The organism is Thalassospira sp. GO-4, assembly GCF_023588965.1.
Lineage (GTDB): Bacteria > Pseudomonadota > Alphaproteobacteria > Rhodospirillales > Thalassospiraceae > Thalassospira > Thalassospira povalilytica.
In genome coordinates this window covers 2,933,189-2,958,111 of sequence record NZ_CP097807.1, presented here as the reverse complement: position 1 = coordinate 2,958,111, position 24,923 = coordinate 2,933,189, and the positions used below count along the sequence as shown (strand labels likewise).

The 24,923-nt window shown below is 55.5% G+C and carries 24 protein-coding genes; 3 read left to right on the top strand and 21 right to left on the bottom strand.

All coding sequences use genetic code 11. The features are described 5' to 3' along the window. Nucleotides 1–106: 106 nt before the first annotated feature. The 3 genes from M9H61_RS13645 to M9H61_RS13635 are packed head-to-tail and all read right to left on the bottom strand — an operon-like array spanning nucleotide 107 to nucleotide 3,116. Nucleotides 107–931: an ABC transporter ATP-binding protein gene (locus tag M9H61_RS13645; RefSeq protein ID WP_114112173.1), complete on the bottom strand. Its 825-nt coding sequence runs from the start codon at nucleotides 929–931 to the stop codon at nucleotides 107–109. After that, nucleotides 925–1,986 (bottom strand): iron ABC transporter permease, encoded by a 1,062-nt coding sequence (locus M9H61_RS13640; RefSeq protein WP_250281035.1) that lies wholly within the window; start codon nucleotides 1,984–1,986, stop codon nucleotides 925–927. The genes M9H61_RS13645 and M9H61_RS13640 overlap by 7 nt, the downstream gene beginning before the upstream one ends. Beyond that, a complete protein-coding gene (locus M9H61_RS13635) occupies nucleotides 1,986–3,116 on the bottom strand; it encodes an ABC transporter substrate-binding protein (protein ID WP_101246780.1) in 1,131 nt (376 codons plus the stop codon). The genes M9H61_RS13640 and M9H61_RS13635 overlap by 1 nt, the downstream gene beginning before the upstream one ends. A gap of 187 nt (nucleotides 3,117–3,303) precedes the next feature. Here M9H61_RS13635 and M9H61_RS13630 point away from each other — a divergent pair, with 187 nt between their 5' ends. Beyond that, nucleotides 3,304–4,098: a class I SAM-dependent methyltransferase gene (locus tag M9H61_RS13630; RefSeq protein WP_250281033.1), complete on the top strand. Its 795-nt coding sequence runs from the start codon at nucleotides 3,304–3,306 to the stop codon at nucleotides 4,096–4,098. Between the two features lie 9 nt (nucleotides 4,099–4,107). Here the strand turns inward: M9H61_RS13630 and M9H61_RS13625 are convergent, their stop codons facing one another. The 3 genes from M9H61_RS13625 to M9H61_RS13615 all read right to left on the bottom strand — a co-directional run bounded on the left by M9H61_RS13625 (nucleotide 4,108) and on the right by M9H61_RS13615 (nucleotide 7,786). After that, the gene (locus M9H61_RS13625; protein ID WP_250281031.1) at nucleotides 4,108–4,575 is read right to left on the bottom strand and encodes an OsmC family protein; all 468 of its coding nucleotides are present in this window, start codon (nucleotides 4,573–4,575) and stop codon (nucleotides 4,108–4,110) included. Next, a complete protein-coding gene (locus M9H61_RS13620) occupies nucleotides 4,572–5,234 on the bottom strand; it encodes a GntR family transcriptional regulator (RefSeq protein ID WP_250281029.1) in 663 nt (220 codons plus the stop codon). Before M9H61_RS13620 ends, M9H61_RS13625 begins: the two co-directional genes overlap by 4 nt. 200 nt (nucleotides 5,235–5,434) lie before the next feature. After that, on the bottom strand, nucleotides 5,435–7,786 hold the full coding sequence (locus tag M9H61_RS13615; RefSeq protein ID WP_250281027.1) for an alpha/beta fold hydrolase: 2,352 nt from the start codon (nucleotides 7,784–7,786) through the stop codon (nucleotides 5,435–5,437). Between the two features lie 307 nt (nucleotides 7,787–8,093). Here M9H61_RS13615 and M9H61_RS13610 point away from each other — a divergent pair, with 307 nt between their 5' ends. Both M9H61_RS13610 and M9H61_RS13605 read left to right on the top strand, forming a co-directional pair. Next, a complete protein-coding gene (locus M9H61_RS13610; RefSeq protein WP_250281024.1) occupies nucleotides 8,094–9,401 on the top strand; it encodes an MFS transporter in 1,308 nt (435 codons plus the stop codon). 149 nt (nucleotides 9,402–9,550) lie between these two features. Further along, a complete protein-coding gene (locus M9H61_RS13605) occupies nucleotides 9,551–10,033 on the top strand; it encodes a CHAP domain-containing protein (protein WP_250281023.1) in 483 nt (160 codons plus the stop codon). On the opposite strand, the gene M9H61_RS13600 is transcribed toward M9H61_RS13605, so the two are convergent. The 15 genes from M9H61_RS13600 to M9H61_RS13530 all read right to left on the bottom strand — a co-directional run bounded on the left by M9H61_RS13600 (nucleotide 10,030) and on the right by M9H61_RS13530 (nucleotide 24,827). Next, nucleotides 10,030–10,692, bottom strand: coding sequence for a hypothetical protein (locus M9H61_RS13600; protein WP_250281020.1), 663 nt, complete (start codon nucleotides 10,690–10,692; stop codon nucleotides 10,030–10,032). The genes M9H61_RS13605 and M9H61_RS13600 overlap by 4 nt on opposite strands. Then, complete coding sequence (locus M9H61_RS13595; protein ID WP_250281018.1) at nucleotides 10,689–11,390, bottom strand: hypothetical protein; 702 nt, start codon at nucleotides 11,388–11,390, stop codon at nucleotides 10,689–10,691. Before M9H61_RS13595 ends, M9H61_RS13600 begins: the two co-directional genes overlap by 4 nt. A gap of 190 nt (nucleotides 11,391–11,580) precedes the next feature. Then, nucleotides 11,581–12,561: a biotin synthase BioB gene (gene bioB, locus M9H61_RS13590; protein ID WP_371922228.1), complete on the bottom strand. Its 981-nt coding sequence runs from the start codon at nucleotides 12,559–12,561 to the stop codon at nucleotides 11,581–11,583. Nucleotides 12,562–12,586: 25 nt separating this feature from the next. Continuing rightward, nucleotides 12,587–13,168: a biotin transporter BioY gene (locus tag M9H61_RS13585; protein WP_250281016.1), complete on the bottom strand. Its 582-nt coding sequence runs from the start codon at nucleotides 13,166–13,168 to the stop codon at nucleotides 12,587–12,589. Between the two features lie 268 nt (nucleotides 13,169–13,436). Continuing rightward, nucleotides 13,437–14,087 carry a GntR family transcriptional regulator gene (locus tag M9H61_RS13580; RefSeq protein ID WP_114112376.1) on the bottom strand — a complete coding sequence of 217 codons (651 nt, stop codon included), beginning with the start codon at nucleotides 14,085–14,087 and terminating at the stop codon, nucleotides 13,437–13,439. 153 nt (nucleotides 14,088–14,240) lie between these two features. After that, nucleotides 14,241–14,990, bottom strand: coding sequence for a proteasome-type protease (locus M9H61_RS13575; protein ID WP_101246788.1), 750 nt, complete (start codon nucleotides 14,988–14,990; stop codon nucleotides 14,241–14,243). A 16-nt stretch (nucleotides 14,991–15,006) separates the two neighbouring features. Continuing rightward, nucleotides 15,007–15,825 (bottom strand): transglutaminase family protein, encoded by an 819-nt coding sequence (locus M9H61_RS13570; RefSeq protein WP_114112183.1) that lies wholly within the window; start codon nucleotides 15,823–15,825, stop codon nucleotides 15,007–15,009. A gap of 1 nt (nucleotide 15,826) precedes the next feature. Then, nucleotides 15,827–16,774 carry an alpha-E domain-containing protein gene (locus M9H61_RS13565; protein WP_101246790.1) on the bottom strand — a complete coding sequence of 316 codons (948 nt, stop codon included), beginning with the start codon at nucleotides 16,772–16,774 and terminating at the stop codon, nucleotides 15,827–15,829. A 19-nt stretch (nucleotides 16,775–16,793) separates the two neighbouring features. Further along, complete coding sequence (locus M9H61_RS13560) at nucleotides 16,794–18,197, bottom strand: circularly permuted type 2 ATP-grasp protein (protein WP_101246791.1); 1,404 nt, start codon at nucleotides 18,195–18,197, stop codon at nucleotides 16,794–16,796. Between the two features lie 175 nt (nucleotides 18,198–18,372). After that, a complete protein-coding gene (cobM, locus tag M9H61_RS13555) occupies nucleotides 18,373–19,134 on the bottom strand; it encodes a precorrin-4 C(11)-methyltransferase (protein ID WP_101246792.1) in 762 nt (253 codons plus the stop codon). Beyond that, nucleotides 19,134–21,059: a precorrin-3B C(17)-methyltransferase gene (gene cobJ, locus M9H61_RS13550; RefSeq protein WP_371922188.1), complete on the bottom strand. Its 1,926-nt coding sequence runs from the start codon at nucleotides 21,057–21,059 to the stop codon at nucleotides 19,134–19,136. The genes cobM and cobJ overlap by 1 nt, the downstream gene beginning before the upstream one ends. Next, nucleotides 21,056–21,796 carry a precorrin-2 C(20)-methyltransferase gene (cobI, locus tag M9H61_RS13545; RefSeq protein WP_250281012.1) on the bottom strand — a complete coding sequence of 247 codons (741 nt, stop codon included), beginning with the start codon at nucleotides 21,794–21,796 and terminating at the stop codon, nucleotides 21,056–21,058. The genes cobJ and cobI overlap by 4 nt, the downstream gene beginning before the upstream one ends. After that, on the bottom strand, nucleotides 21,793–23,046 hold the full coding sequence (gene cbiE, locus M9H61_RS13540; protein WP_250281010.1) for a precorrin-6y C5,15-methyltransferase (decarboxylating) subunit CbiE: 1,254 nt from the start codon (nucleotides 23,044–23,046) through the stop codon (nucleotides 21,793–21,795). Before cbiE ends, cobI begins: the two co-directional genes overlap by 4 nt. Further along, complete coding sequence (locus M9H61_RS13535; RefSeq protein ID WP_250281007.1) at nucleotides 23,043–23,726, bottom strand: precorrin-8X methylmutase; 684 nt, start codon at nucleotides 23,724–23,726, stop codon at nucleotides 23,043–23,045. The genes cbiE and M9H61_RS13535 overlap by 4 nt, the downstream gene beginning before the upstream one ends. Nucleotides 23,727–23,759: 33 nt before the next feature. Next, entirely contained in the window at nucleotides 23,760–24,827 is a 1,068-nt protein-coding gene (locus M9H61_RS13530) for a sirohydrochlorin chelatase (RefSeq protein WP_206926405.1), read from the bottom strand. Nucleotides 24,828–24,923 lie beyond the last annotated feature (96 nt).

The following is a 24,923-nucleotide window of genomic DNA, read 5'->3' as shown; positions in this document are numbered from 1 at the left end:
TACGGCATCATCCCAATGGATGCCGTAACGGGTGATCATGATGCTTCTATGGAAACAGAAAATTCCCCAAATGCAAAGTTTTTAATCACAAAGAAACAGCGCCCGTCTATTGGGCAGCAAGCGGTGTTTCATTTCCCGGACCGTGAAGGATTGCCGTGCTGTGGCGGCTTTGGGCTTGGTCACTGGGGCCACGTAAAACGATATGGCGATGGCCAAGCGAATTAAGCTCGACATGGCCGTCAACCTGATAGACATCACGCAGAAGATCACTGTCGATCACATCGGCACAGGGGCCATAGGCAACCATCCTGCCATCACAGATGGCCATGGCCTGATCGCAATATTGCAATGCGTGGTTCAGATCGTGAATGGCAATCAGAACAATGATGTTCTGCCCCTTGGCAACGTCGCGCATGAAAGACAGGACTTCCATCTGGCGATGAAGATCAAGGGCAGATGTCGGTTCATCCATCAACAGGATCTTGGGATCACGCACCAGTGTCTGGGCAATCGCGACCAGCTGACGCTGCCCGCCGCTGAGTTCCCCAAGGTTGCGACCCGCCAGATTGGAAATGCGCAAGGCTGCCAGAATTTCATCAATCCGTGCCAGTTCATCGGCCTTTACCCGCAGGCTGGAACCCTGCTTGGCGGCCAGAATGATGGACTCGTAAACCGACAGCACAGCTGTTGATCCGGTGTCTTGCGGCATATAGCAGATCGTGTTGCGTTCTTTGGCAATCGTGCCAAGATCAACCGATCCCGTCCCCTTTGCCAGACCGGCAATGCGTTTGAACAGGCTTGATTTGCCTGCCGCATTCGGGCCGATCACGGCGGTAACGGTTCCTGGCTGAATGACCGGCGTGGTGATCCCTGATACCACCTGCACCTTGCCATATCGGGTGCCGATGTCATTAAGGCGAAGCGTTACCATGATTTCCTCCGACTTGCGAAAATCAGCGAGAAGAAGAAGGGCACACCAACAAGGGCGGTAATCACCCCGATCGGCAGGATTGCACCCGGGATCAGAAGTTTTGACAAAACCGACGTCGCCGACAGAATCAGGGCCCCGCACAGAACCGATGCCGGCAGGAAGAAGCGTTGATCTTCGCCCACCAGCATGCGGGCAATATGCGGACCGACAAGGCCGATAAAGCCGATGGTGCCGACAAAGGAAACCGGAATTGCGGCCAGCATGCTGACAATCAGCATGGTGCGCAGACGAAGCCCCTGCACATTCACGCCAAAGCTTTCTGCCTTGGCATCACCAAGTCGAAGGGCGGTCAGGGCCCATGCCTGGCGCACGAATAGCGGCAGTGCAATCGCAACTGCAATCGCGGTGACCGCAACCTTGGTCCAGGTTGCCTTGACCAGACTGCCCATGGTCCAGAACACCACAGCAGCCAGTGCCTGTTCACTGGCAAGATATTGCAGCAATGCCAGAAGCGCGTTGAAGGTAAAGACCAGCGCAATACCCAAAAGCACGATGGTTTCAACCGTAACCCCGCGCAGGCGGCTGAAGAAATGAATGCTCAGTGCGGTTGCCATGGCCATGACAAAGGCATTGATCGGAATAATTAAATCAACAAATGCCGGCAGCAAAGCCACGCCAAGCACCAGCGCCAGGGCCGCACCAAATCCGGCAGCAGCCGAAATGCCCAGCGTAAACGGGCTGGCCAGCGGGTTGGCAAGAATGGTCTGCATCTGGGCACCGGCAGTGGAAAGGGCCGCCCCCACGGTCAAGGCCATCAGTGCGATCGGCATGCGGATATCCCAGATCACAACACGCAGCTGATCACTGGCCGACCATGGATCAATCAGGGTGGCAATCACATCCGATAACGGATAATTCGCGGGCCCGGTTGCCAGATCAATCGCAAAGGACAGAAACAGCGCGCAGCCCATGGCAACCAGGATCAAAAAACGACGCAAGGAGCGCGCTTTGTAATGCGCGCTCCCGGCTTCAATAGAAATCTGTTTGGTGGTCATCAGTTTGTCGCGGAATCCGTAACCGAGATGAAATAGCCCGGCTGGTAATCAAGCGGCAGGAAGCGGTCATGCAATTCCTTGAAGGTCGCTTCGGCATCAAGATCGGCAAACAGGTCCGGGTGGAACCATTTGGCCATCTTTTCGATGACAACGAACTGATACGGGCTGTTGTAGAACTGGTGCCAAACAGCGTGAATCTGACCGTTTTCAACAGCCTTGATGCCGGTGAATGCCGGACGTTCCATCAGGCCAACGAGTTTGCGGCGTGCTTCGACCATATCGGCATCCGGGCCAAGACCGACCCATGCACCGCCCGGGGAATAGGCTTCCCAGCTGGCACCGGTGCCAACGAACTGATCGGGATTGGATGCCACAACCTGTTCTGGGTTGATGGTGCCAAAGGTGCCCGGAATGATCGCGGCCGCGATATTTACGCCACCGGCCATTTCAACCATGGTGCCGAAATTCTCGTTGCCAAAGGACATGCAGCATTCTTCGGAATAGCCAGCCGCGCGTTCGATAAAGACCTGCGGCTTTTCCGGATTTGCCTTGGCAATGCGATCAAGCACATTCTGGATGTGATCGGCACGGAACTTGATGAATTCCGCAGCACGGTCTTCCTTGCCGGTCAGCTGACCAAGGATCTTCATGCTGGTTTCGGTGTTTTTCATCGGGGCTTCGCGGAAGTCGATATAGACCAGCGGAATACCGACAGCAGCCAGTTTGTCGTCATAGCCGCCATCTTCGGTCGCGCCCTTGGCTTCAAGGTTCATGATGACGACATCGGGTTTGAGCGCGATGGCCTGTTCGACATCAAACGTGCCGTCTTTCATGCCGCCAAAGGTCGGGATGTCATCAATGCGCGGATATTTCGCAGCATAGATGTCATAGGTTTGCGGGTCGGCTTTTTTCAGATCGTCTTTCCAGCCGACAACACGTGCAAAGGGATCTTCGCTATCAAGCGTTGCCAGACCATAAATCAGGCGACCTTCCCCCAGAATGACGCGTTCGACCGGCAGTTCGACGGTCACTTCACGGCCGGCAACATCCGTTACCTTGACCGAGTCTGCTGCCTGTGCGGTTCCCGCGACCATCATGGCCAAGGCAGCAATAGCACCATAAAATTTCATTCCCGTTCCCTCAAATTAGGATTGCCCGAAGCACGGATTATCAGTTATTGAGAATGCAAATCAATATTTTTCGCAAAAATAAAATCATTGATTTATCAGAAAGGTGTCATATTCACCTTTTAATTAGATAAAAACCGCAGAAAACTGCCATTCTTCGACAGAGAAGACCCAGAGAGAACCACAAATCATGAGCCAGGCCAGCAATTACAATTTGCGTGACGAGATCAAGGAATATTGGTCGATGCGGGCGGCAACATTTGATGAACAGCCCGGCCACGAAATCTTTTCCGATGCTGAACGCAGTGCCTGGCACGCGCTGTTTGAAAGGCATTTCGGGGTTGCCGATGGCCGCAAGGCACTTGATCTGGCAAGCGGTACCGGCGTGATCAGCCATCTGATGCATGATCTTGGCTTTGCCGTGACCGGTATGGACTGGTCCGAGGCGATGCTTGAAAAGGCGCGGGCGAAATCGCGGCTTCGGGGATCGAACATCCGGTTTTTATTGGGGGATGCGGAACATACCCTCGAAGAGGATGACAGTTACGATGTGATTGTCACCCGTCATCTCGTCTGGACGCTGGTTGATCCGGCGGCGGCCTTTGCGGAATGGTTCCGGGTTTTGAAGCCGGGTGGAAAGCTTCTTGTTGTCGATGGTGATTTTGTATCGCCGACATGGGCAACAAAACTGAACAAGGCGATGTCGGGTTTTCTCGAATCGATCGGGTTGCGCAAGCCGACCGAACCGGTGGCACATATGCAAACCCATCGCGACATTCTTGCCCGTGTGCATTTTTCCGAAGGTGCGCGCGCCAATGATGTTTCGGCCATGCTTGCCCGAACCGGTTTTGATCCGGTTGTTGTCGATTTCGATCTGCGCCAGATCCATGCTGCCCAGAAAAAACATATCAGTTTTGCCAAGGGGCTGGAACGCGGGGCGCAGCATCGCTATGCGATTTGCGCGCAAAAACCGGTTGCCGGTTAACGATCGCGCTTATGTGTGACGCACCGGTTCGGTGACGACATCTGTTATCACCGAATTTGCAATGAAACAGGCTTCATGGGCGCGGTGATGCAGATCGTCCTCGGTTCCGGTGTCGGGGCGCGGTCCGGCATAGGTCACGTCAGGGCGCAGAACGACCCTGGTGATCATGGTTTTGCCATCACGGGTTTCCATGATGCCGACAGCATCATCGGCATAACGATCAATTACCAGTCCGGCATCGGATGCGAAATGAAGGAAAAACAGCATGTGGCAACTTGAAAGGGTTGCGACAAAGGCTTCTTCCGGATCGACATTTTCCGCAACCGAATAGGGCAAAGGCACCACATGCGGTGATGAAGATGCCGGGATTTCAACCCCGCCATCAAACCGCCAGACATGGCCGCGTGAGTAGCGCCGGTCAGTGAATTTTTCGGTTTCTGCGCGTTGCCAGACAACATTTGCACCAAAGCTGCTCATGACGGGGTCCTGTCCGATGTCGGATGCGGATTTTGCCCCGATGTACCATCGATCGGGATCAATGTGCCGGCCGTAATTCCGATATGAGTTGAAAGAACGTCACAGGCAGCCGCGATATCATCGGCTGCGAGTGCGGAAAGTATGCGGTTGTGTTCTTCGTAAAAGACGCGGCGTGGCTGTGACCCGATCGGTTGCAGGGCATAGGCACGCCTTGCTTCGTTGCGAAGATCGGCAATCATTTTCAAAAGCCTTTCATTGCCGCATCCACCATACAGGGTTTGGTGGAAATCACGGTCCAGCTCGGCAAGGGTTTCGGGGTCTTCTTCTTCGAAAAGGTCTTCGTTCAGGCGGCGCGCCTTGCGCAGATTGCTTGCCGTCAGGTTCGGTGCCGACAGCATCAGCGCATTTTGTTCAAGCGCAATGCGGATCTGGCTGAGTTCACGGACGTCTTTCGCCCGAAGCCCGACCACGGCAAGGCTTCTGTCAGGGCGCTTTTCAAGCAGGCCGGATGTCCGCAACCGTTCAAGTGCATGGCGCACTGGCTGGCGGCTGACGCCAAATCGGGCGGCCAGTTCTTCCTGTTTCAGGATCGTTCCGGGGCCAAGGTGGCCGGACTGAATTTCGTTTTCCAGGGTCTGGGCGATAATGTTTGTATCCATGGATCCAAACTGTGTGGATTTTACTGCAAAGTCAAGCCACAACCGCGGTTGCGCCCTGAAAACGGGGTCGCCGTCGCAGGGGAAACGTGCGGCGCTTGTCGGATGTTTGTTCCGTTATCCGATTTATCCCTGATCCCGACGCGCCATGCGGGTGGGCTCTTGTCCGAATGCGGGGTTGGTACGATTTGATCAGGTCGCGTTTATTCTGCGGGGATGGCGCACGCTTCGTCATTGCGGATGGCGCAATGATCGGTGATGAAATCAATGATCCGGTTCTGGGTGTTGTCGATATCTTCGGTCACGATACCGTGGCGTCCGGATGTGACCATCTGAACATCGATTTCCGTTGCCTTGGCGGCAAGGCGACGGATCATGCTTGCGCTGGCCGGGTCGACGACCTGATCGCCATCGCCCTGAAGAACAAGCGTCGGGCATTCAAGGTCTGGCAAACGGCGCTGCATTTCAGCAACGGCTTGCCGCAACTGGTGCAGGCCGCCGATCGGAATGTTGCGGTAATTGATGTCGGGATGTTCGGAATCGTTCGGCCGGAAACTCAGCAATTCCTGTGCTGATGGCATCCATCCCATCAATTTGTTTGCCCCGTATAGCAACGGCACAAACATCAGATTGCGATTGCGGAATTTAAGCGGTGTTGCGGCCAGAACCAACCCGGCAAGCTTTTCGGGGTGGCTTGCTGCGTGAATGGCCGAAAGCGCCCCACCAGTTGAAAAACCGACAATGATCACCTGTTCGCAAAATGGTGACAGAATCTCGTATCCGCGTCGCACCGATGCCAGCCAATCCGACCAGGTGCGTTTTTGCAATTCATGGGGGGATGTTCCATGCCCGGACAGCCGTACCCCCATCACCGCATAGCCAAGGGCGGACAGTTTATCACCCAGTTCGCGCAGTTCAGCCGGGGATGCCAGGAACCCGTGGACAAGCAGCACCCCGCAGGCAAATCGTGTCTGCCCGTTGGGCAGAAGCAAATAGGGACGGCTGTCCGCTGTTGCGGTTTCCTGCTGATTGATTGCGTCGTATTTCGGATCCTTGAACTTGGCCCGATTCCAGGACCATGCCCGGACTTCATCATCAAAACGGCGATGGGCGATGTCGACCGGGCTTAGATGATCGACTTCGACCCGGGCGCGTTCCAGTGCCTGCCAGGCGGCATGAATCGGGGCCATTTCATTGGCATAGACCATGATCGGATTGTCCATGCGGATCTGGTCGAAATGGGCCTGTTCCTGCAATTTTGGCAGGAAACAGTATTTCTGATCACGGCGTTCGATCAGGCCAAGCTGGACAGCACTATCGATAAAGAACCGGATTTGCGGACAATTCAGTTCAAAGATACCGACATAATCAGCAGGGTTTTTCATGCCGCGATGCAGATGGACATTTTCGGCCTGCTGGATGTTCTTGATTGCCAGATACAGGGTTCTGTCAAAATGACCGATATCGATTTCGGTCACCCCGTCTTCAAGCCACATCATGATCAGGCGTGATGCCAGATGGCTGACATTGAGTGTCAGGTTGGAATACATCACCGCCATGCAATGATCGCGCAGCGGCTTGATGTGGCGGGTCAGGGCATATTGCGTCACCCGATCCGTCACCTTTTCAAGTGTCCGTGCCGGTTTGAACAGATCATCAATCGCGCCGGCCTGTGCCACCCGTCTTGCCAGCATGCGCCGGTCCAGCCAGTTAAAATGCATGCGCGGATCAACCGGATCGCCAAGGCGGATGTCCATATCGGTCTTCTTGAACATCAGATTGCCTTCAATAATCAGTTCTTCGGCCATCTTGGGGCTTAAGCCACCGGTAAACATGTCGGCTGCCCGTGCCAGAAGGTTCTGATCCACGCGAAGCGGATGAAACGTGATATTGGCCGGGAACATCAGTGTCGGTTTGGCAATGGTTGCGCGAAGATCATCTTCACTGCAGTCAAGAATGTCGGCCCAGCGCGACAATTCATCGCGCTTGCCCTTTTCAATCAGCGTCGACAGCCCGATTTTGAACCCGTCAGTACAAAGACCAAGCAACGCCGCCCCGGTATGATGGGCGCGTCTTGTATCGGCCGACCGGGAATAGACGCTGTAATCCGGGCGCTTTGGGTGCGGGCGTTCTTCCGAAAGGACACGCCGGTCCTTGACCATGCCGCCTTCGGGAAAGACAACCACCTTGCCACCGCGAAGGATTTCCTCGGCCAGAAACGGCAACAGGCGTTCATAGTCATTGGGAACACCGCCAAGTGCGCGCAAATAGCGCGAAAACGTATTGTCCTGCACGAAAAACTCGCCCGATGCGATCGACCGGCAATAGACCCCGGTTTCAAGCGCGATCAGAAATTGCGGGATAAAGGTTTCAAACCGGGCAAAATGGTTGAACATGAAAATGTCGCCTTGCGCGAGATGGTCGCGCGGGCCGTGCATCTTGATATTGATGTCGATATTGGCCCTAAGGGCGGTCATCGCACGAATGGTCCATTCGCACGTTTTGGCATTGATCGCGAACTTTTCACGTTCGATATCGCGGAAATCATGTGGCATGTGATGCGATACCCGGTTTGCCTAAGGCAATGGTTTCAAGGACGTTTTATCGGTTCTGTGCCGATTGTTTTGTCATTTTGATATGTGTCTTTGTGCGTGCCTTTGGAAGGTATGCTACAAGTAATTTGCGAAGAATTAATGTGCTGCGCGTAACTCTGTCGTGACGGTCGTGGCCTTGATGACTTTCGTCCGGCCACGCGCTTGCCAATGTCTGCCATCACGGCTTTCTGCCGTTCCAACCTGTATTTCCCGACAGGCCGATGGCCGGATTCCTGTTCTGACTCTCTGACTCATCGCCGGAGCTCCCGTGTCGACAACCGCCCCAGATCCGCAAATACCGAAACGGCCCGAAAATCCCGCACCATCGCAGGAAAAGGCGCGCTCGATCTTTTCGGATCGCAATTTCATCCTGTTTCTGGTCGGACAATGCATCACGACACAAGGCCTGTGGATTCAGAAAATCGCCATGTCCTGGCTGGCTTGGTCGTTAACGGGATCGGCATTCTGGACCGGTTTGATTGCCGCACTGAATTTTGCACCGGCCTTTTTTCTGGGGCCGATTTTCGGGGTCATGGCCGACCGGGTTGATTTGCGCCGGACGGCGATGTTGCTCAATCTTGGGCAAGCCACTGTGTCTTTTGTACTGATGGGTTTGTCCTATGCCGGGATGATGACTTTGCCCTGGATGATCATGCTTGCGGCGTCGATGGGGATATTGGGCAGTGCAATGACCCCGATCCGCTTGTCGCTGGTGCCGGTGATTGTCCCGCGTGAATTTATGAGTCGTGCGGTGGCCTATGCCGCGATGAATTTCAATATTTCGCGCCTTGTCGGTCCGGCGGTTGGCGGGGCGGTGATTGCGACCTGGGGGACAGGGATGGCCTTTATGCTGAATGCCATCAGCTATTTGCCGATGGTGTTTGTCATTTCGGTTGTGACCATTCATCAGGACCGCGCCCCCGATGCCAAAAGCCGGCGAATCCTGGCCGCCCTTGTTGATGGCGCCAGTTATGCGATCCATCACCCGATGATCCGTTCGGTGTTGGCGCTATCATGCTTTGTGTCACTGGTTGGTACGGGCATGATCGAACTGATGCCGGTTTTCGCCGAAGCAGTTTATGAACGCGGGGTGACCGGACTTGGCATGATGGCCTCGGCGGGCGGGATCGGGGCGGTGGCATCGACCTTTATGTTGTCGCGGGTCAAATCAAATGCTGCTGATTTTCAACGCATTACCATTGTCGGGGCCTTTGCAGCCGCGATTGGCATGTTCGGACTTGGATGGTCGCCCTGGTACGAGCTTGCGGTGGGGTTGATTGCGCTGACCGGGTTCGGGTTGACGGCGGTTGGTGTGGGGTCGCAAACCGCCTTGCAGCTTACGGTCGATAATAAATTGCGCGGCCGTGTGATGAGCTTCTGGAGTGCGACGAGTTTTGGTGGTATGGCGCTAGGAGGGACCATGCTTGGTGCCATATCCGAAGCCGGAAACATCCAGTACACCGCGCGCGGTTCGGGCATTCTGATCCTGTGTGCGGCTTGCGCCGGACTGTGGCGGCTTTACCGGATTGGTGCATCTGGTCGCCGGTCTGCGCCATCTTCGGATGCGGTGCAGTAAAGGATTATTAAGGCATGGCCCCCTATGGTGGGCGAACGCGAGTCATTTGGGGAAAATTTCAGATGCGGTTTCTGGGGATTGTAGGTCTATGTTTGGTGCTTTCCGCGTGTTTCAGCACGGGCAATTCCGCAACCCAGTCAACCGGCCCCATGCCAAGCGATACGGTCAAAGTGCTTGCCAGCGTCGATGTGCCAAGCTCGCGGCTTAATTCTTTTGCGCCGACCAACAAATTCCTGCAATGCGTACCCTATGCCCGCGAAGTTTCCGGGATCGAGATTTATGGTGATGCATGGACATGGTGGGCACAGGCCGGCAAACAGAATTTCCAGCGTGGCAATCGCCCGCAAGTCAGTGCTGTTCTGGCCCTGCGCAAGACGTCGCGTTTGAAGCTTGGCCATGTTGCGGTGGTTTCGGCAATTCTTGATAACCGCAAGATTCTGGTCAATCACGCCAACTGGGGCAGTGATTCGCGCACCCGCGGCAAGGTCCATTACCGTCAGCCGGTGGTCGATGTTTCGCCCAACAATGACTGGTCGGAAGTGCGCATGATGAATACGCTCGGTACATTCGGCAGTGTCTATCCCGCGCATGGCTTTATCTATCAGCCGCAAGAAACTGCGCAGGCGAATTAGCTCTCTTTCAGTGTTAGACCTCCGCCAATAAATGCCATAGCACATTCGTACTGCCAATTGGTTCTGGTTGCGGTGTGGTATCGCTGAAGAATGCAGTTCGGTACCCGTGGCGGTACTTTACTATTATAGAAGGCGATCCTCTTTCCTTGGTATGAGTGGGTGAGCGTAAGAAACATCGGCATATAATCCTTACCACCGAAAAATACGACTGGTTCATTTGACGTTGGTAATTGGCAAAGGTCACTCCAGTTGGTTTCATTACTCCGAAATTTATATGGTTGACCTTTACGTTTCACCGACAGACTGAAAGTGATGTCGTAATAAGGGGTAAGAAAGGCCGCATTAATCAGGCCCCATCCTGCAGAAAGGATAAAGACTTTATCAAGCCCGAACTTATCCACAAGTTGTTTGTAAATCGGGTTTTTATAAAGTTCGAACGCCCGAACGAGATTTAGAGGGTTATCTGGTGATTTGCTATAAGAGAGAAGAGTTTGACGCCACGTTAGTTTGCTATCAGCTTGATCATCTGGGTGTGCGTACAGGTAAGCGTCATCTTTCGGTGCCAATGCAGGGTCAGCGACAAAAAATATTTCTTTCCCATTTTCTGTCTTGAAAAATTGGCCGTTTTTTCTTCCGGCACATTGAATAACGATATTCATAGTTTAATTTCTCCAACAAGCTTCTCAAATACTTGAAGAAATTGAGGTTCATACTGTTCGGTGACGTGGTTTTGGTTCCAGAGGCCAGAAGTCTTTACTCTTTCCCTGTCGCATGAGTAACCCAGCCAGTTCTTTGATGGAGGGTTGATCGGTGTTCGTTGATGGTTACTCAAGAGTGCAATGCTGTTTCGTTCGATTAATCCGCGTAAGCTGTCCGGTCCTGGTTTGTCCTCAATCGGGAGCCAAAGAAATGGCATTTCGGCAATTACTGCGCTAACTTTCTTTTCATGCAGAAGCTCTGCCCTACGGATATCGTGATTTGAAGTTTGACCCTTTCCCCAGTTGTTTGGAGCACTTTCTTGCTCCTTATGGGCTAAGGCTATCCCTACAATTAGTCTAAAGATAGATGCCCGGTGATTGCCGCCGCCTGTTCGCGAGCTGCCCCGATGTTGGGATAATCTGTTCCAGAGAGTTGTTTTTGATCCTGCTTTGAGGGCGTGTGTGCCAACACGGACAACTCTAAGGTCTTGGTTGCTGGTGTCTGAACGATATTCGCCATCCTCGAAGAAAAAATATACACCACGTTGTGGCCAGCCTGTTCGGCCTGAGCACCTACTTAGCATGCGCTTGCCGCCAAGTGTGTTCTCAAGTTGACTCAGAATGGAGTAAAAACGGCTTATGTCTGACTCACGGCTCACGGTGTGCACCTAAGTGATTGGGTTTAAATTTATATTCTTTTTCAACTATAAGTATTTTTCAAGGTTGCAAAGAAAGAAAATGGCGAAGCTCCCGCAGATAGAGAGCTTCGCCAGTTGGAAGCGTGCGCCTGGCACGCTCTGAATCCGTGCGGGCGGCACGGATTCGGGGGTTGAACTTGTGTTTTGTCGCTCAGGCTGCGATGGGGCCAAGGGCGGCAAACAATGCGCTGTCGCTGTTTTCTTCCGGGTTTGGCGTGGTCAGAAGCTTTTCGCCGTAAAACACCGAATTGGCCCCGGCCATCAGACACATGATCTGGGCCTCGCGGTTCAGTTCCGTGCGTCCGGCCGACAGCCGCACCATTGATGTCGGCATGGTAATGCGGGCCGTTGCCACCATGCGCACCAGCTCCAGCGGATCAATCGGATCACGCCCGGCAAGCGGTGTTCCGGCCACCGGCACCAGCGCATTGATCGGCACGCTTTCCGGATGGGGATCAAATCCAGCCAGAACCGCAAGCATTGATGCCCGATCACGAATGGTTTCACCCATGCCAATGATCCCGCCACAGCAAAGATCAATACCGTGCGACCGCACCGCAGAAAGCGTATCAAGCCGATCCTGATAGGTCCGGGTGGTGATGATTTTTCCGTAAAATTCCGGGCTGGTATCAAGATTATGGTTATAGGCCGTCAGTCCGGCGTCCTTCAGTTGCTTGGCGTGATGGGGGTCAAGCATGCCAAGGGTAACGCAGGCCTCCAGCCCCAGTGCATCAACGCCGCGCACCATTTCAAGCACCGCGTCAAACGCCGCACCGTCGCGCACCCGACGCCATGCTGCCCCCATGCAGAACCGATCAGCCCCGGCATCCTTGGCGCGCTTGGCCATGTCAATGACCGATGCCGGATCAAGAAGCTGTTCCTTGCCCAGTTTGACCTCGCGATGGTGGGCCGATTGCGGGCAATAGGCGCAATCTTCGGGGCAACCACCGGTCTTGATTGAAAGCAGGCTGGCCTTTTGCACATGTGACGGATCGTGATGGGCGCGGTGCACGGCATTGGCCTGTCCGACCAGATCCAGAAGCGGACTGCGATAGATCGCCTCGATCTCCTCGACGGTCCAGTCATGACGAATGGTGCCCGTGGCGGGCGAAAGCATATCGGGTTGGGGCATGTCGGATTGCGCGACCGTCATCGGATCAGCCTGCCACATTGCGGTTTTTCAGGCGGCTTGCCGCCGCAAAGCCCAGTGCAACCAGCGCGATCTTGATCGTGTCACCCAAAATGAACGGGGTAAAACCAAGTGCCAGAACCTTTTCTGATGGAACAAAGGCCGAAAGTCCCGCCAGTCCCAGCAGGTAAACCGGCACCATGCCCCCCATCATGACAACAAAGCGCCCAAATGCCCCGCGGCCGCGCGCCAGCGCCCCGACCAACCCGGCCGCAACAAGGTAACCGGCCAGATATCCACCCGTCGGCCCCATCATATAGGCAATGCCGATGCCGCGTTCGGGTGTCCCGGCAAAAACCGGAAGCCCCACGGCCCCGGCGGCAAGATAGGTCAGCATGATGGCAACTGCCATGCGGGGGCCCGTGGCAAGGGCGATAGCCATGATCGCCATGGTTTGCAGCGTCATCGGGACCGGCCAGAACGGAACCGTGGTCTTGGCGCTTGCCGTGATCAGGGCCACACCGGCCAAAACCGCAACGCTGTTTTTGACGGCTTTGAAAACCGGATTGTCGATCGCAGCAGGGCTGTCGGGGGTAACAGGATGGACCATGATGACGGGTTCCTTCGGCGGTTGTTTTATAATTATCTATAAAATTGAATCTGATCTATTAATTACGACGTCATCCGGGATCAAAATCAATCCAAAAATCATCAAATCGCGGGATTTGAGCAAGAATTCGAATAAACTGTGATTAAGTATCTGTAATTGCTATCTAATAATTATCTATAAAAATCGGAATTATAGACGCGCAAACGCGACATCTGGGCGCAGCAGCACCCGATTGCCAATCATCAGACCAGAAATTTTGGATTTTTGATCAGATCGCCGACAATTTCCGGCTGTTTTTGCCGGGCTTGGTGCCGATCCATTTCACGTGCCGGGCAAGGGTCGCGGCCGCAACATCAAATTGATGTTCGCGCAGGGCCCGCAAGATGGCGCGGTGATCCTGATCGGTCGGGGCTTCCCATTCCATCCGGAAGCCCGAAAACAGGAATCGCGCACTGGCGGCATGAAGATCATCGATGCTGGCCATCAGGCGCGGCATGTTGCACGGCGCAAGAATGATGCGATGGAAAGCCTTGTTGGCGTCTTCCCACTCGCGGACGTCCCTGGCGTTTTCACCGGCCCGGTTGATGTCTTCGGCGGTATCCAGGATCGCACTGGTCAGGTTCGGGGCGGCATGGCGCAAGGCCAGAACTTCAAGTGACGCCCGCATTTCCGCGACTTCGCGAACCTCGGCAATATCAAAACTTGCCACCCGGACACCGCGCCTGGGTTCACTGACAACAAGACCCTGTGCCTCAAGCCTGCGGAATGCTTCGCGCACGGGGACGTGGCTTGCGCCAAATTCCTCGGCAAAGTGATCCTGCCGCAACTTTGTGCCCGGTGCAATTTCACCGGCAATGATGCGATCGGCCAAGGCGCGGGTGATCCGCCCGGTAACGGTGGTGTCGGTCTTTTGGGTCATGATTTTATAGATAATTTGACCGGCGGGATTTGTCACTGGAAAGTTCGTGGCCGGGCCAAACAATCCAAACCGCAAACACGGCAAACCCGGTCGCGAAAAAGCCGGGCCATAAACGTGGGCCCGGCTTCGGGTTTGGCGGTATAAGCGGACCGACTATTCGGCCACCAGGTCGCAATGCTCGTCTGGCATATCGGCAAAGGCATCGCGCAATGCATTCGACCATGCATCGGAAAGTGCACGAAATCCCTGATCATCGGCTTCGATCCGGCGCAGTTCGGAAAATGCACAGGTGTCATCGGGCAGGACGGCGAGATCAAGCGGCATGCCGACTGACAGGTTGGATCGCAACGTCGAATCCATCGACAGCAACACAGCCTTGACCCCGTCCTGAATCGGGGTTTCCGGGGTAATCACCCGATCAAGGATCGGCTTGCCGTATTTATGTTCGCCGATTTGCAAATAGGGCGTATCGGTGGTGGCTTCGATGAAGTTGCCCGCCGCATAGACCAGAAACAGACGCTGTTCCCCGCCCTTGCGCTGTCCGCCCACCATGATGGATGCGGCGCTGCTTTCGTGATGTTGCTCAAGCGTGTCGTGGTATTTGTTCTGAACCTTTTGCATTGCTTCGCCAAACAGTTCGGCAACACGGAACATGCTGGGCGCACTCAGGATGCAGTTTCCCGGTTCGGTATTCGGGTCGTCGATCGCCTCAAAAAGGGTGCTCATCACCGCTTGTGTGATCGCAAGGTTCCCGGCTGACAAGGCAACAATGGCGCGATCACCGGGCACTTCCCAGGTGAACATCTTGCGATAGCGCGAAATGTTATCAAGCCCCGCATTGGTCCGCGTATCGGAAAGGAAAACCATCCCTTCGTTCAGCATCAAACCGACACAATAGGTCATTTTCGTTTTGGCCCGGCTATTGTTGTGATTGCGCGATGATGACTGTTACATCCAAATTTTCGTTCGCGCCACCAGTATGTACACCCCGTATAGGTGTTGCCACCTGGCCATCAAGTCCAGCCCCGAGACGAATATAATAATCGGTCGGGCAGCACCGGTTTGCCGGGTCAAACCCGACCCATCCGAAGTCAGGAAGATACAATTCCGCCCAGGCATGGGATGCCTCGTGAGGGTTGCCATCCTGATCGGCAAACAGATATCCCGACACATAACGTGCGGGAATGCCCAGATGCCGGGCAGCCGAAATCAGAACATGGGCGTGGTCCTGACAAACCCCCTTGCCGTCGGCCAATGCATCGGCGGCGGTTGTATGCACATGGGTTGAGCCCGGTGCATATTCGATGGCATCCGATATTGCCCCGGCCAGGGCATGCGCGCGATCAAGAAGCGGCACATCCTTGGTCTTTTTGGCGACCTTGTCGGCCAGTTTGCGGATGGCCGCACTGGATTTGGTCATTGGTGTGGTGCGCAGGAATACCCCCGGAAAGGCACGCTCCTTGTGACCGCGCAAAACACCGGCGGTGTCGGTTGTTTCCACTTCGCCGCGAACCACAATCTCGATTGCATCGACCGGGCCGCCAGCGGTAAGCGTGCTGATGACATCGCCATTGCCATCGGTGAATTCCGATCCGATCACGCATCCCTCGGCGGTGATTGACCAGTTCAGGATCTTTTGCCCGTCAAACTGCGCCGGGGTGAGTTTCAGGCTTTGCACGACGTGACGTGCGGGCATTTCATAGCGGTAATTGGTTCTGTGTTCGACCGTCAGGCGCATCTTATTGCCCCCCGAAATAATAGGCGTCGGCAATGGCGTTGGACAGCGCACCATTGCGGGCCTGAAAATCATTGAGGAATTCATGCAGCCCGGTCGAAAAGATTTCGTCCATTTCGCTTTGGGTCAGAAGCGAATACATCTCGACAGCCTGCCCGTGCACCGGGTGGCGTTGGCCATAATGGCGCGCCAGCCGTTCCAGATGCTGGGTGATCTGTTCCGCACAATGGGCAAGGGACCGCGGACTGAACGGATTAAGGATCAAAAAATGCGCGATCCGGTGCGGTGAATAATCATCGCGATAAACCCAGTGGAACGCACGCAGCGACGATGCTGCCCGCAAAACGGTCGTCCATTGATAGTTATCCACACCATCGCCGACCATGCTGGTTTCGGGTAGAAGCACGTAATATTTCACGTCCAGAAGGCGGGCAGTGTTATCGGCGCGTTCGATGAAAGTGCCCAGACGGATAAAATCATAGCCGTCATTACGCAAAATGGTCGAATCCGTCGCCCCGCGAAACAGCGCGCCCTGCTTTTTGACCCAGTCGATGAATTCCGGCAGTTCATTCTTGGCCAGATTATGCATCGACGGACGGCGAAGCTCCATCAGCGCGTTGTTCAGTGCTTCCCACATTTCTGCGGTAATCGCGGTACGCATGGCGCGTGCATTGGCGCGCGCATATTCAAAACAATTGATGATTGACGACGGGTTATCCCGGTTGAAAATCAGGTAATTGGCGACTTCTTCCTGGCGCAACGGCGCATCGGGATCATATCCCGCCATGCAGCCGGACGCCGAAAGAACCGATTCCCATTCGGACCGGTTGCCATCGCCAACAGCAGGCATCAGCGCCATGCGATAGCCCATCTCCATCAGGCGGGCCATGTTTTCGGCCCGTTCAACATATCTCGACAGCCAGAAAAGGTTGTCTGCGGTACGGCTAAGCATCTTTCAACCCTTTCCCTTGTTAATCGCTCATGATCCAGGTGTCCTTGACCCCGCCACCCTGTGACGAGTTCACGACAAGCGACCCTTCGCGCAGCGCCACACGGGTCAAGCCGCCGGGTGTGAGGCGGATGTCATCACCGACAAGACAGAACGGTCGGAAATCGACATGGCGCGGCGCAATGCCGCTTTCAACAAAGGTCGGGCAGGCCGAAAGTGCCAATGTCGGCTGGGCGATGAAATCGCCCGGATCGGCCTTGATACGTTCGGCATAGGCGGCCTGTTCTGCCTTGGTCGATGCGGGTCCGACCAGCATGCCATATCCGCCCGAACCGTGGACTTCCTTGACCACCAGTTCGCCGAGATGCTCAAGCACATATTTCAGGTCATCGGATTTTCCGCATTTCCAGGTCGGAACGTTATTAAGGATCGGTTCCTGCCCCAGATAGAAACGGATCATGTCGGGCACATAGGTATAAACCGCCTTGTCATCGGCGACCCCTGCACCCGGTGCCGAGCAAATGGCAACCCCGCCTGAACGGTAAACATTCATCAGTCCCGGCACGCCAAGCACCGAGTCCGGTCGGAAGCACAGCGGATCGATATAGGCATCATCAATGCGGCGGTAAATCACATCCACCCGGGCCGGGCCACGGGTGGTGCGCATGTAAACGCGGTCTTCCGATACAAACAGATCCTGTCCTTCAACCAGCTCGACCCCCATCTGGTCGGCCAGGAAAGAATGTTCGTAATAGGCGCTGTTCATTGCGCCCGGTGTCAGGACAACAATATTGGGATCACGGTCGCATTTGGGCGGTGCGATGCTTTTCAGCGTTTTAAGCAACATGTCCGGATAGCTTTCAACCGGCTCGATACGCAGGTTTTTGAAAAGTTCCGGGAACATCCGCATCATGATTTCGCGGTTTTCAAGCATGTAGGACACGCCAGACGGGGTTCGGCAGTTATCCTCAAGCACATAGAAGTCTTCGGGTCCGGTGCGGACAATATCGACGCCGACGATGTGGCTATAGACCTTGCGCGGTGGATCGATCCCGATTACGGCCGGTTCAAAGGCGTCATTTTTAAACACCAGATCAGCGGGAATGATCCCGGCCTTGATGATTTCGGCATTGTGGTAAACGTCATAGAGAAACGTGTTGAGTGCCCGGGCGCGCTGTTTGACACCACGATCGAGCTTGCGCCATTCGCTTGATGTAAAAATGCGCGGGATCAGATCGAACGGGATTAACCGTTCCGGGTCACCGCCTTCGCCATAGACGGCAAAGGTAATGCCGATTTTGCGAAACAGCGTTTCAGCTTCAAGGCGCTTCTGTTCGAGGACCTCGGGGCCGTTTGCTTCCATCCAGTCAACCAGCGCGCGATAAGGTTCGCGAACCTGGTCGTCCATCGTCATCTCGTTGAACATGCATACTCCCCTTATTTACCTTTCGATTAAAGGCGTCCGGGGGTGGCATGGTCAAGGATGTTCAGGGTTGAAATGACAGATTTTTCGGCAAAAATCTGTTGTGCTGAAAAAATAAACTCGGCGCTTGGGGTGTTTGGTCAAAAAACGGGCGGACTTGGCGTCCGCCCGGTCGGTGTCATGCCTTGGCCGGGCGCAACACATGGGTATGGTCGGCGGCATAAAGCCGGGAATCGGTGAAATCCTTTCGCCCGAACACTTCACCGACCATGATCAGTGCCGTGCGGGTAATGCCGCTTCCTTTGACCTTGGCGCGGATATCACCAAGGGTGCCAAAGATATATTGCTGATCGGGCCAGGTGGCGCGATAGGCAATCACCACCGGGCATTCTTCCCCGTAATGCGGAGTCAGATCACGCACCACATTGGCCAGATTGTTGATCGACAGATGCACGGCAAGGGTGGCCCGTGCTTTGCCAAGTTCGGCAAGACTTTCGCCGTCGGGCATCGCCGATGACCGCATGGCGGTACGGGTCAGGATCACGGTTTGCGAAATATCGGGCAGGGTCAGTTCTGCACCGATTTCAGCCGCAACCGCAGCATAGGCCGAAACACCCGGGGTGATGTCATAGGGAATGCCAAGATCATCCAGGCGACGGATCTGTTCGGCAATTGCCCCGTAAATCGACGGATCACCGGAATGCACACGCGCCACGTCCTGACCCTTGGCGTGGGCTGTTTCAATCTCGGCGATGATTTCATCAAGATGCATCGAGGCGGTATCAATCACGCGTGCGCCTTCTGGTGCGCTTGTGACGATTTCTTCGGGCACCAACGATCCGGCATAAAGACAGACCGGGCATTTTTCAATCAGACGCAAACCGCGTACGGTGATCAGGTCCGGGGCACCGGGGCCGGCGCCAATAAAATGAACAGTCATTAATCTGCCTTGTCGTTTTTCGAGGTGCTGAGAACCGGCGCCTTGGCCGCATCCGGGCCCTTTTTGGCATAGCCACGCGGGGTATAAACCCATTCATTTTCACCGCGCGTGATGTGGCGGCTGTTGCTTGATCCGACCAGAACCGTGGTCAGCATATCCACCATGTCGACTTCAAGTTTCGAAAGCGGAACGACCGTGATTTCCTCGTCCGGGCGGCCCAGCTGACGGCCAAGAACCACCGGGGTATCAGCCGGTCGGTGTTTAAGCAGGATATCACGTGCAACGGCCAGCAAGTCGCGGCGGCGTTTGGATACCGGGTTATAGAAGGCAATGACAAAGTCGCCCTCGCCCGCGGCCTTAAGACGGCGCAGGATATCTTCACGCGGGGTCAAAAGATCCGAGAGCGAAATCGCACAGAAATCATGCCCCAGCGGCGCACCAATACGCGATGCCGCAGCCTGAAGGGCGGAAATGCCCGGGGAAACCTGAACCGCAACCCGGTTCCAGTCGGCGCGATCTTCGCGGTCCAGCAACTCGAACACCAGGGTGGCAAGCGCATAGATACCCGCATCCCCCGATCCGATCAGGGCAACATCCTTGCCGGTTGCAGCCAGTTCAAGGGCATGGCGCGCACGGGCCTCTTCGGCGCCAAGGTCGGAATGGTGGCAATCCTTGCCATCAATCAGCGATCCCAGCAAATCAAGATACATCTGATAACCAACGATATCGGTCGTGCGACCGATCAGGGCGGTGGCCTCCGGACTGCGCCAGCCGATCTGACCCGGGCCAATGCCGACAATCGACAATTTTCCCTGTGCCTTGCCAACCTGCTCGGGGATGATGTCATCCTGTGACAGGGCAATGGCACAGGTGGATTTCTTGGTTTTGTGCTTGGGCACGATCAGCTTGCCATTCGGGCCGACGGTGGCAAGGGCCGCACCCTCGGCAACGCCGTGACAGCCGGTTTCGGCAAAGACAACATCAGAAGGCGTTACAAGACGATTTGCCTCGGCTTCAAGGGTTTGGGCATCAAAGAACCGGGCCGGAACGCCAAGACGGCGGGCCAGTTCATGCACAGCCGCTTCGTCGGCCTTAAGGTCAATCGAACTGACACAGGCGATGGCCTTCGGGCTCAGGCACTGACCGGCCAGTGTTTCCATGACAAGGTCATAAAGATCGTCAACCGGGCAGCCGCGTTCACAACCAACCCCAAGGGCAAGAACCGGCGGGTGATAGGTGATTGCGGTTTCTGCGCCATCACTGATCGCATCGTCATCGGCGCCCTCGCGGGCGGTGGCAGTGATCAATACGCTGCCATCCTCAGATTGGGAAATGGCACTGTTGGTCAGCCAGGCGCTTGATCCTGCTTCGACCTCAATCCGTGCCGATGCGCCAGCCAAAAGGGCGGCGGTGGTCGGTTTGACAGTTTCGGGCGTACCCAGTTTCCAGCCCGCGGGCGGTTCATCAAGGGCAAGACCCAGCATCGCATCGCCCGGCGTGGTGATTGCAGCATTGCCGCCAAGCCGTTCGGCCAGATCACGGGCAAGGCGGTTGCCGCCATGATGCCCGCCCAAAAGCGGGATGAAAGTATCACCGGCTTCGTCAACGGCAATGACGGCCGCATCTTGCCACTTGCCTGCCAGAAGCGGCGCAAGGGCGCGGATCAGAATGCCGGCGGCACAGACGCCGATGATCACGTGATCAGATGAAAAAGTTTGTTGCAGATGCGCAATGGTATCGTCAAAGGCAATATCGACATCCTTGACCGATACGCGGGTGCGCAGGCCATGGACGCTGGCACCCTGAAGGTTGCTGGCGATTTTGCGCGCGGTCGGAAGGGCGCGCTGCGTCAGGCAAATCACCGCTATCGGGGCAATGGGGTTGGTCGGCAATGCCGGGCTGTTCGAGCTGTTATGGGCGGTCATCGCCATGCGTCTCCGCGACGGTGGATCAGGATCATGGAAAAATACGGTGCCTTGGCATCAGCCGGAAGATCGGCCAGCGGCACCATTTTCTGGGTTTCAAGGGTGGCGCGTTCGATGTAGCGCGCCCGATCTGTCAGGCCAAGCTCGTTGATGACTTCACGCACTTTGGCGAAATGACGGCCAAGCTTGATGATGGCAGCCGCATCGGTATTGGCAAGCTGGGTGCGCAGGCGATCTGCATCAAGCGGACCGGGGATGACTTGCAAAACATCGTTCTTGGCGGCAAGCGGCGCGCCAAGCTGGGCGGCACAGGCCATCATGGAACTGACGCCGGGCACGGTTTTGACCGGATATCCGGCCTCGGCCAGGCGGCCAAACAGATACATGAAGCTGCCATAAAAGAACGGATCGCCTTCGCACAGCACGGCAACGGTTTTGCCCGCCGCAAGATATTCGCCAATCTCGATGGCGGCGGTGTCATAGATCGGGTCGGCGGGTTTGCCCATTTCAATGCGGATGGCGATTTCAATCCGGCCTTCGGGAATGTGCGGATCGACGATCTGGCGGGCCAGACTGACACCGTCTTCAAGCGCGGGATAGGCAATCACATCGGCCTGTTGCAGGATGTTATAGGCCTTAAGCGTGATCAGATCGGGCTCCCCCGGTCCGATGCCAAGCCCATAGGCGGTTCCGGCAACCGGAAGGTCGTTTGATGCGGGAAGATCCGCACTGCTCATGCTTTTACTCCGAGGTAATGGGTGACGGGGGCAAGGTTGCTCCAGCCCCTGAAATTGCCGCGCGGAACCAATCGGGATACCGACAGGCGCGACAGCGTGCCACCGTTTTCATTATAAAATCGTAATAATTTTTCTTCGCCTTCCAGCGTGACCGTATTGGCCACCAGCCGTCCATGTGCAGGAAGCAGTTTCCAGCAGGCTTCAAGCAACCCGTCACTGGTGATCCCGCCGCCAATAAAAATGGCGTCAGGCCTTGGCAAGCGGTCAGCAAAGGCGATTGCATCTTCAATCGTGCTTTGTTCAATGACCAGTCCCGGTACGCCCAGACGAAGCGCATTCTTTTTGATCATTGCACAACGTTCAGCGTCACGTTCAATCGCAACCGCCTTGCCCCGCAATCGCATCCATTCAATGGAAATCGAACCGCATCCGGCCCCCAGATCCCACAAAACACCCCCGGCAAACGGCGCAAGGGAAGAAAGCGTTTGTGCACGGATTTCCGATTTGGTGATCATACCATCATGAATGAATGCATCATCGGGCAAACCCGGTCCCATGGGTAACGGATTGGCTTTGGGGCCGGCTTCAAGATCAATCATGATCAGATTAAGCGGATCGACCGATTTGACATCAGGCATCGAAGTGGCGGTTGATTGCCAGGTGCGCGCCGTCTGGGTGGTAATCCGTTCTTCGGGGCCACCAAGGCGTTCGCAAACCGACATGCGGCTTTGATCAAAACCGGCTTCGCACAGCATGACCGCGACCAGTGCCGGGGTTGACCCGTCGGCACTTAGTGCAATCAGTTTGCCATGCGGGCGCAAATGGGCGCGCAGGGTTTCGGGTTCCCGTCCGTGCAGGGTAATCACATCGCATTCAGCCAATGGCCAGCCAAGCCGCGATGCGGCCAGTGAAATGCTTGATGGGGACGGGATCGCATATATCGGTTCGGGTCCGAAATATTTAATCAGTGTATTGCCAACCCCGAAATACATCGGATCGCCACTGGCCAGAACCACAGGGTTCTGATCAAGGCAATCTTCGATCAGCGGCAGGTTGGCTTCAAATGGTGTGATCCATTTGTTTTGGGTTGCGGTGTTGGACCCGGGCAACATGGCGATATGGCGAGTACCGCCAAAAATGATGCGGGCATTTTCAATGATTTTGCGCGCCATCGGCGACAGGCCGTCATAGCCGTCTTCACCGATGCCGATCACTGTGATGCGCCCGTTAAGTGGGGATTGTTCATTCATGACAGGCCCGCCTTCTTGCGATCAAGGGTGCCATCGGGTGTCGTTTCGTCATCACGTGCAAGGCGCGCCAATGCATTGACTGTGGCGGCGGTCACCGCACTGCCGCCAAACCGGCCGCGTAAGGTGACAAAGGGAATATCCCCGGCATGTTCGATCAGGGCATCCTTGCTTTCAGCCGCTCCGACAAATCCGACCGGCATGCCGATGATTGCGGCGGGCTTTGGCAGTCGGCCGTTGTGAATGGCTTCGAGCACATGGAAAAGGGCGGTGGGCGCATTGCCGATCGCGATTATTGCGCCTTCGATATGATTAGCCCATGCCTCGACCGCGGCGGCAGACCGGGTGGTGCCAAGCTGGGCTGCAAGGCCGTGGGTATCACCATCATTCAACGTGCACAAAACCGGGTTTTCCGCGGGCAAAAGGCGGGAAATGATGCCATGGCGGACCATTTCCGCATCACAAAGGACGGGTTTGCCTGTTCGTAATGCCTGTGTGGCGGCTCCACAAAGATCACCGCCAAAGACGATCTGACCCGCCATTTCGACCATGCCACAGGCATGGATGATACGGATGGCAACAGGACGCTCGGTCTCTGAAAAGCGCGCAAGGTCTGCCTCGGCCTCGATCGTGGCAAAGCTTTTGGCATAGATTTCCTGCGGATCACGCAGATAGTCAAACATTGCCGCGCCTTTCAGAACTCGGGGATCGACCGGTCAGGAACCGGTCGATTTGTTCGCATCACCATGATCATGGGAATGGCTGTGCCCATGGTCGTGATTATGGCTGTGATCATGTGCGTGGTCATGACCGTGATCGTGGCTATGGCCGTGGTGGTGCCCGTGACTGTGTCCGTGACCATGATGGTGATGATGGCCGTGGCTATGACCATGGCTGTGCCCGTCGGTGCCGATCCCCATCACATGATGGTGGTGGCCGACCTGCGGGGTGCCAACATCACCTTCAAAGCCGATGATCTGCTCGCGATATTTGCACAGCTGGCAGTTCATATTGTTGTCGCCGGTGTCAATCTCGGCCAGGCGCTCGGCAAAGCTTTCAAGCACCATCGGGTGATCTTTAAGGTAACCGGCCTTGATGAATTCGACATCGCCGAACTCGGCTGCGACTTCGTCGGTGTGGGTATAGATACGGTCGATCAGGATACCCGCAAACAGGAAATAGGGGAAAACCACAACGCGTTTGTAGCCCAGTTTCATGGCTTCGCGCAGACCCGCATTCACGCGCGGATGGGCAACACCGGAATAGCTGATTTCGGTACGGCCAAATCCCATGCCTTCCTGAAGCATGCGGGCAACTTTATAAACGTTTGAATTGGCATCCGGGTCATTGGTGCCCCGCCCGACGACCATCAGAAGGGTTTCTTTGCGCGATACGCTGTCATCCGCATCGGCAAGGGCTTCTTCGATACGGTCTTTGGCCGCGATCAGAAGTTTGGGATCAATCGCCAGATCACGACCGAATTTGACATCGATATCGGGATTGTCATGGGCGAAATTGTTTACTTCGCTCGGCAGGTCATTTTTGACATGGCCGGCGGCAAACAGCATACCCGGAAGGGCATAGATCTTTTTGTGGCCCATGGCTTTGAGCTTTTCAAAGCCGTCACGCAGGATCGGGTGCGCAAATTCGAGAAAGCCGCTTTCGACATCGTAGTCGGCCAGATGGGTCTGTTTCATCGTTTCAACCATGGCGTTGAACTGTGAAACCGCGCGTTCATCACGCGAACCGTGACCGCAAATCATTACTGCGCCTTTGGGGGACATAAAAGGCTGCTCCTTTGTCTCTCTTTTGGTGTTCTTCGCGATGACTTTTGCCATCGCGGTACCCGATGCCACCCCCGTTTTCACCGATTGGCCTGC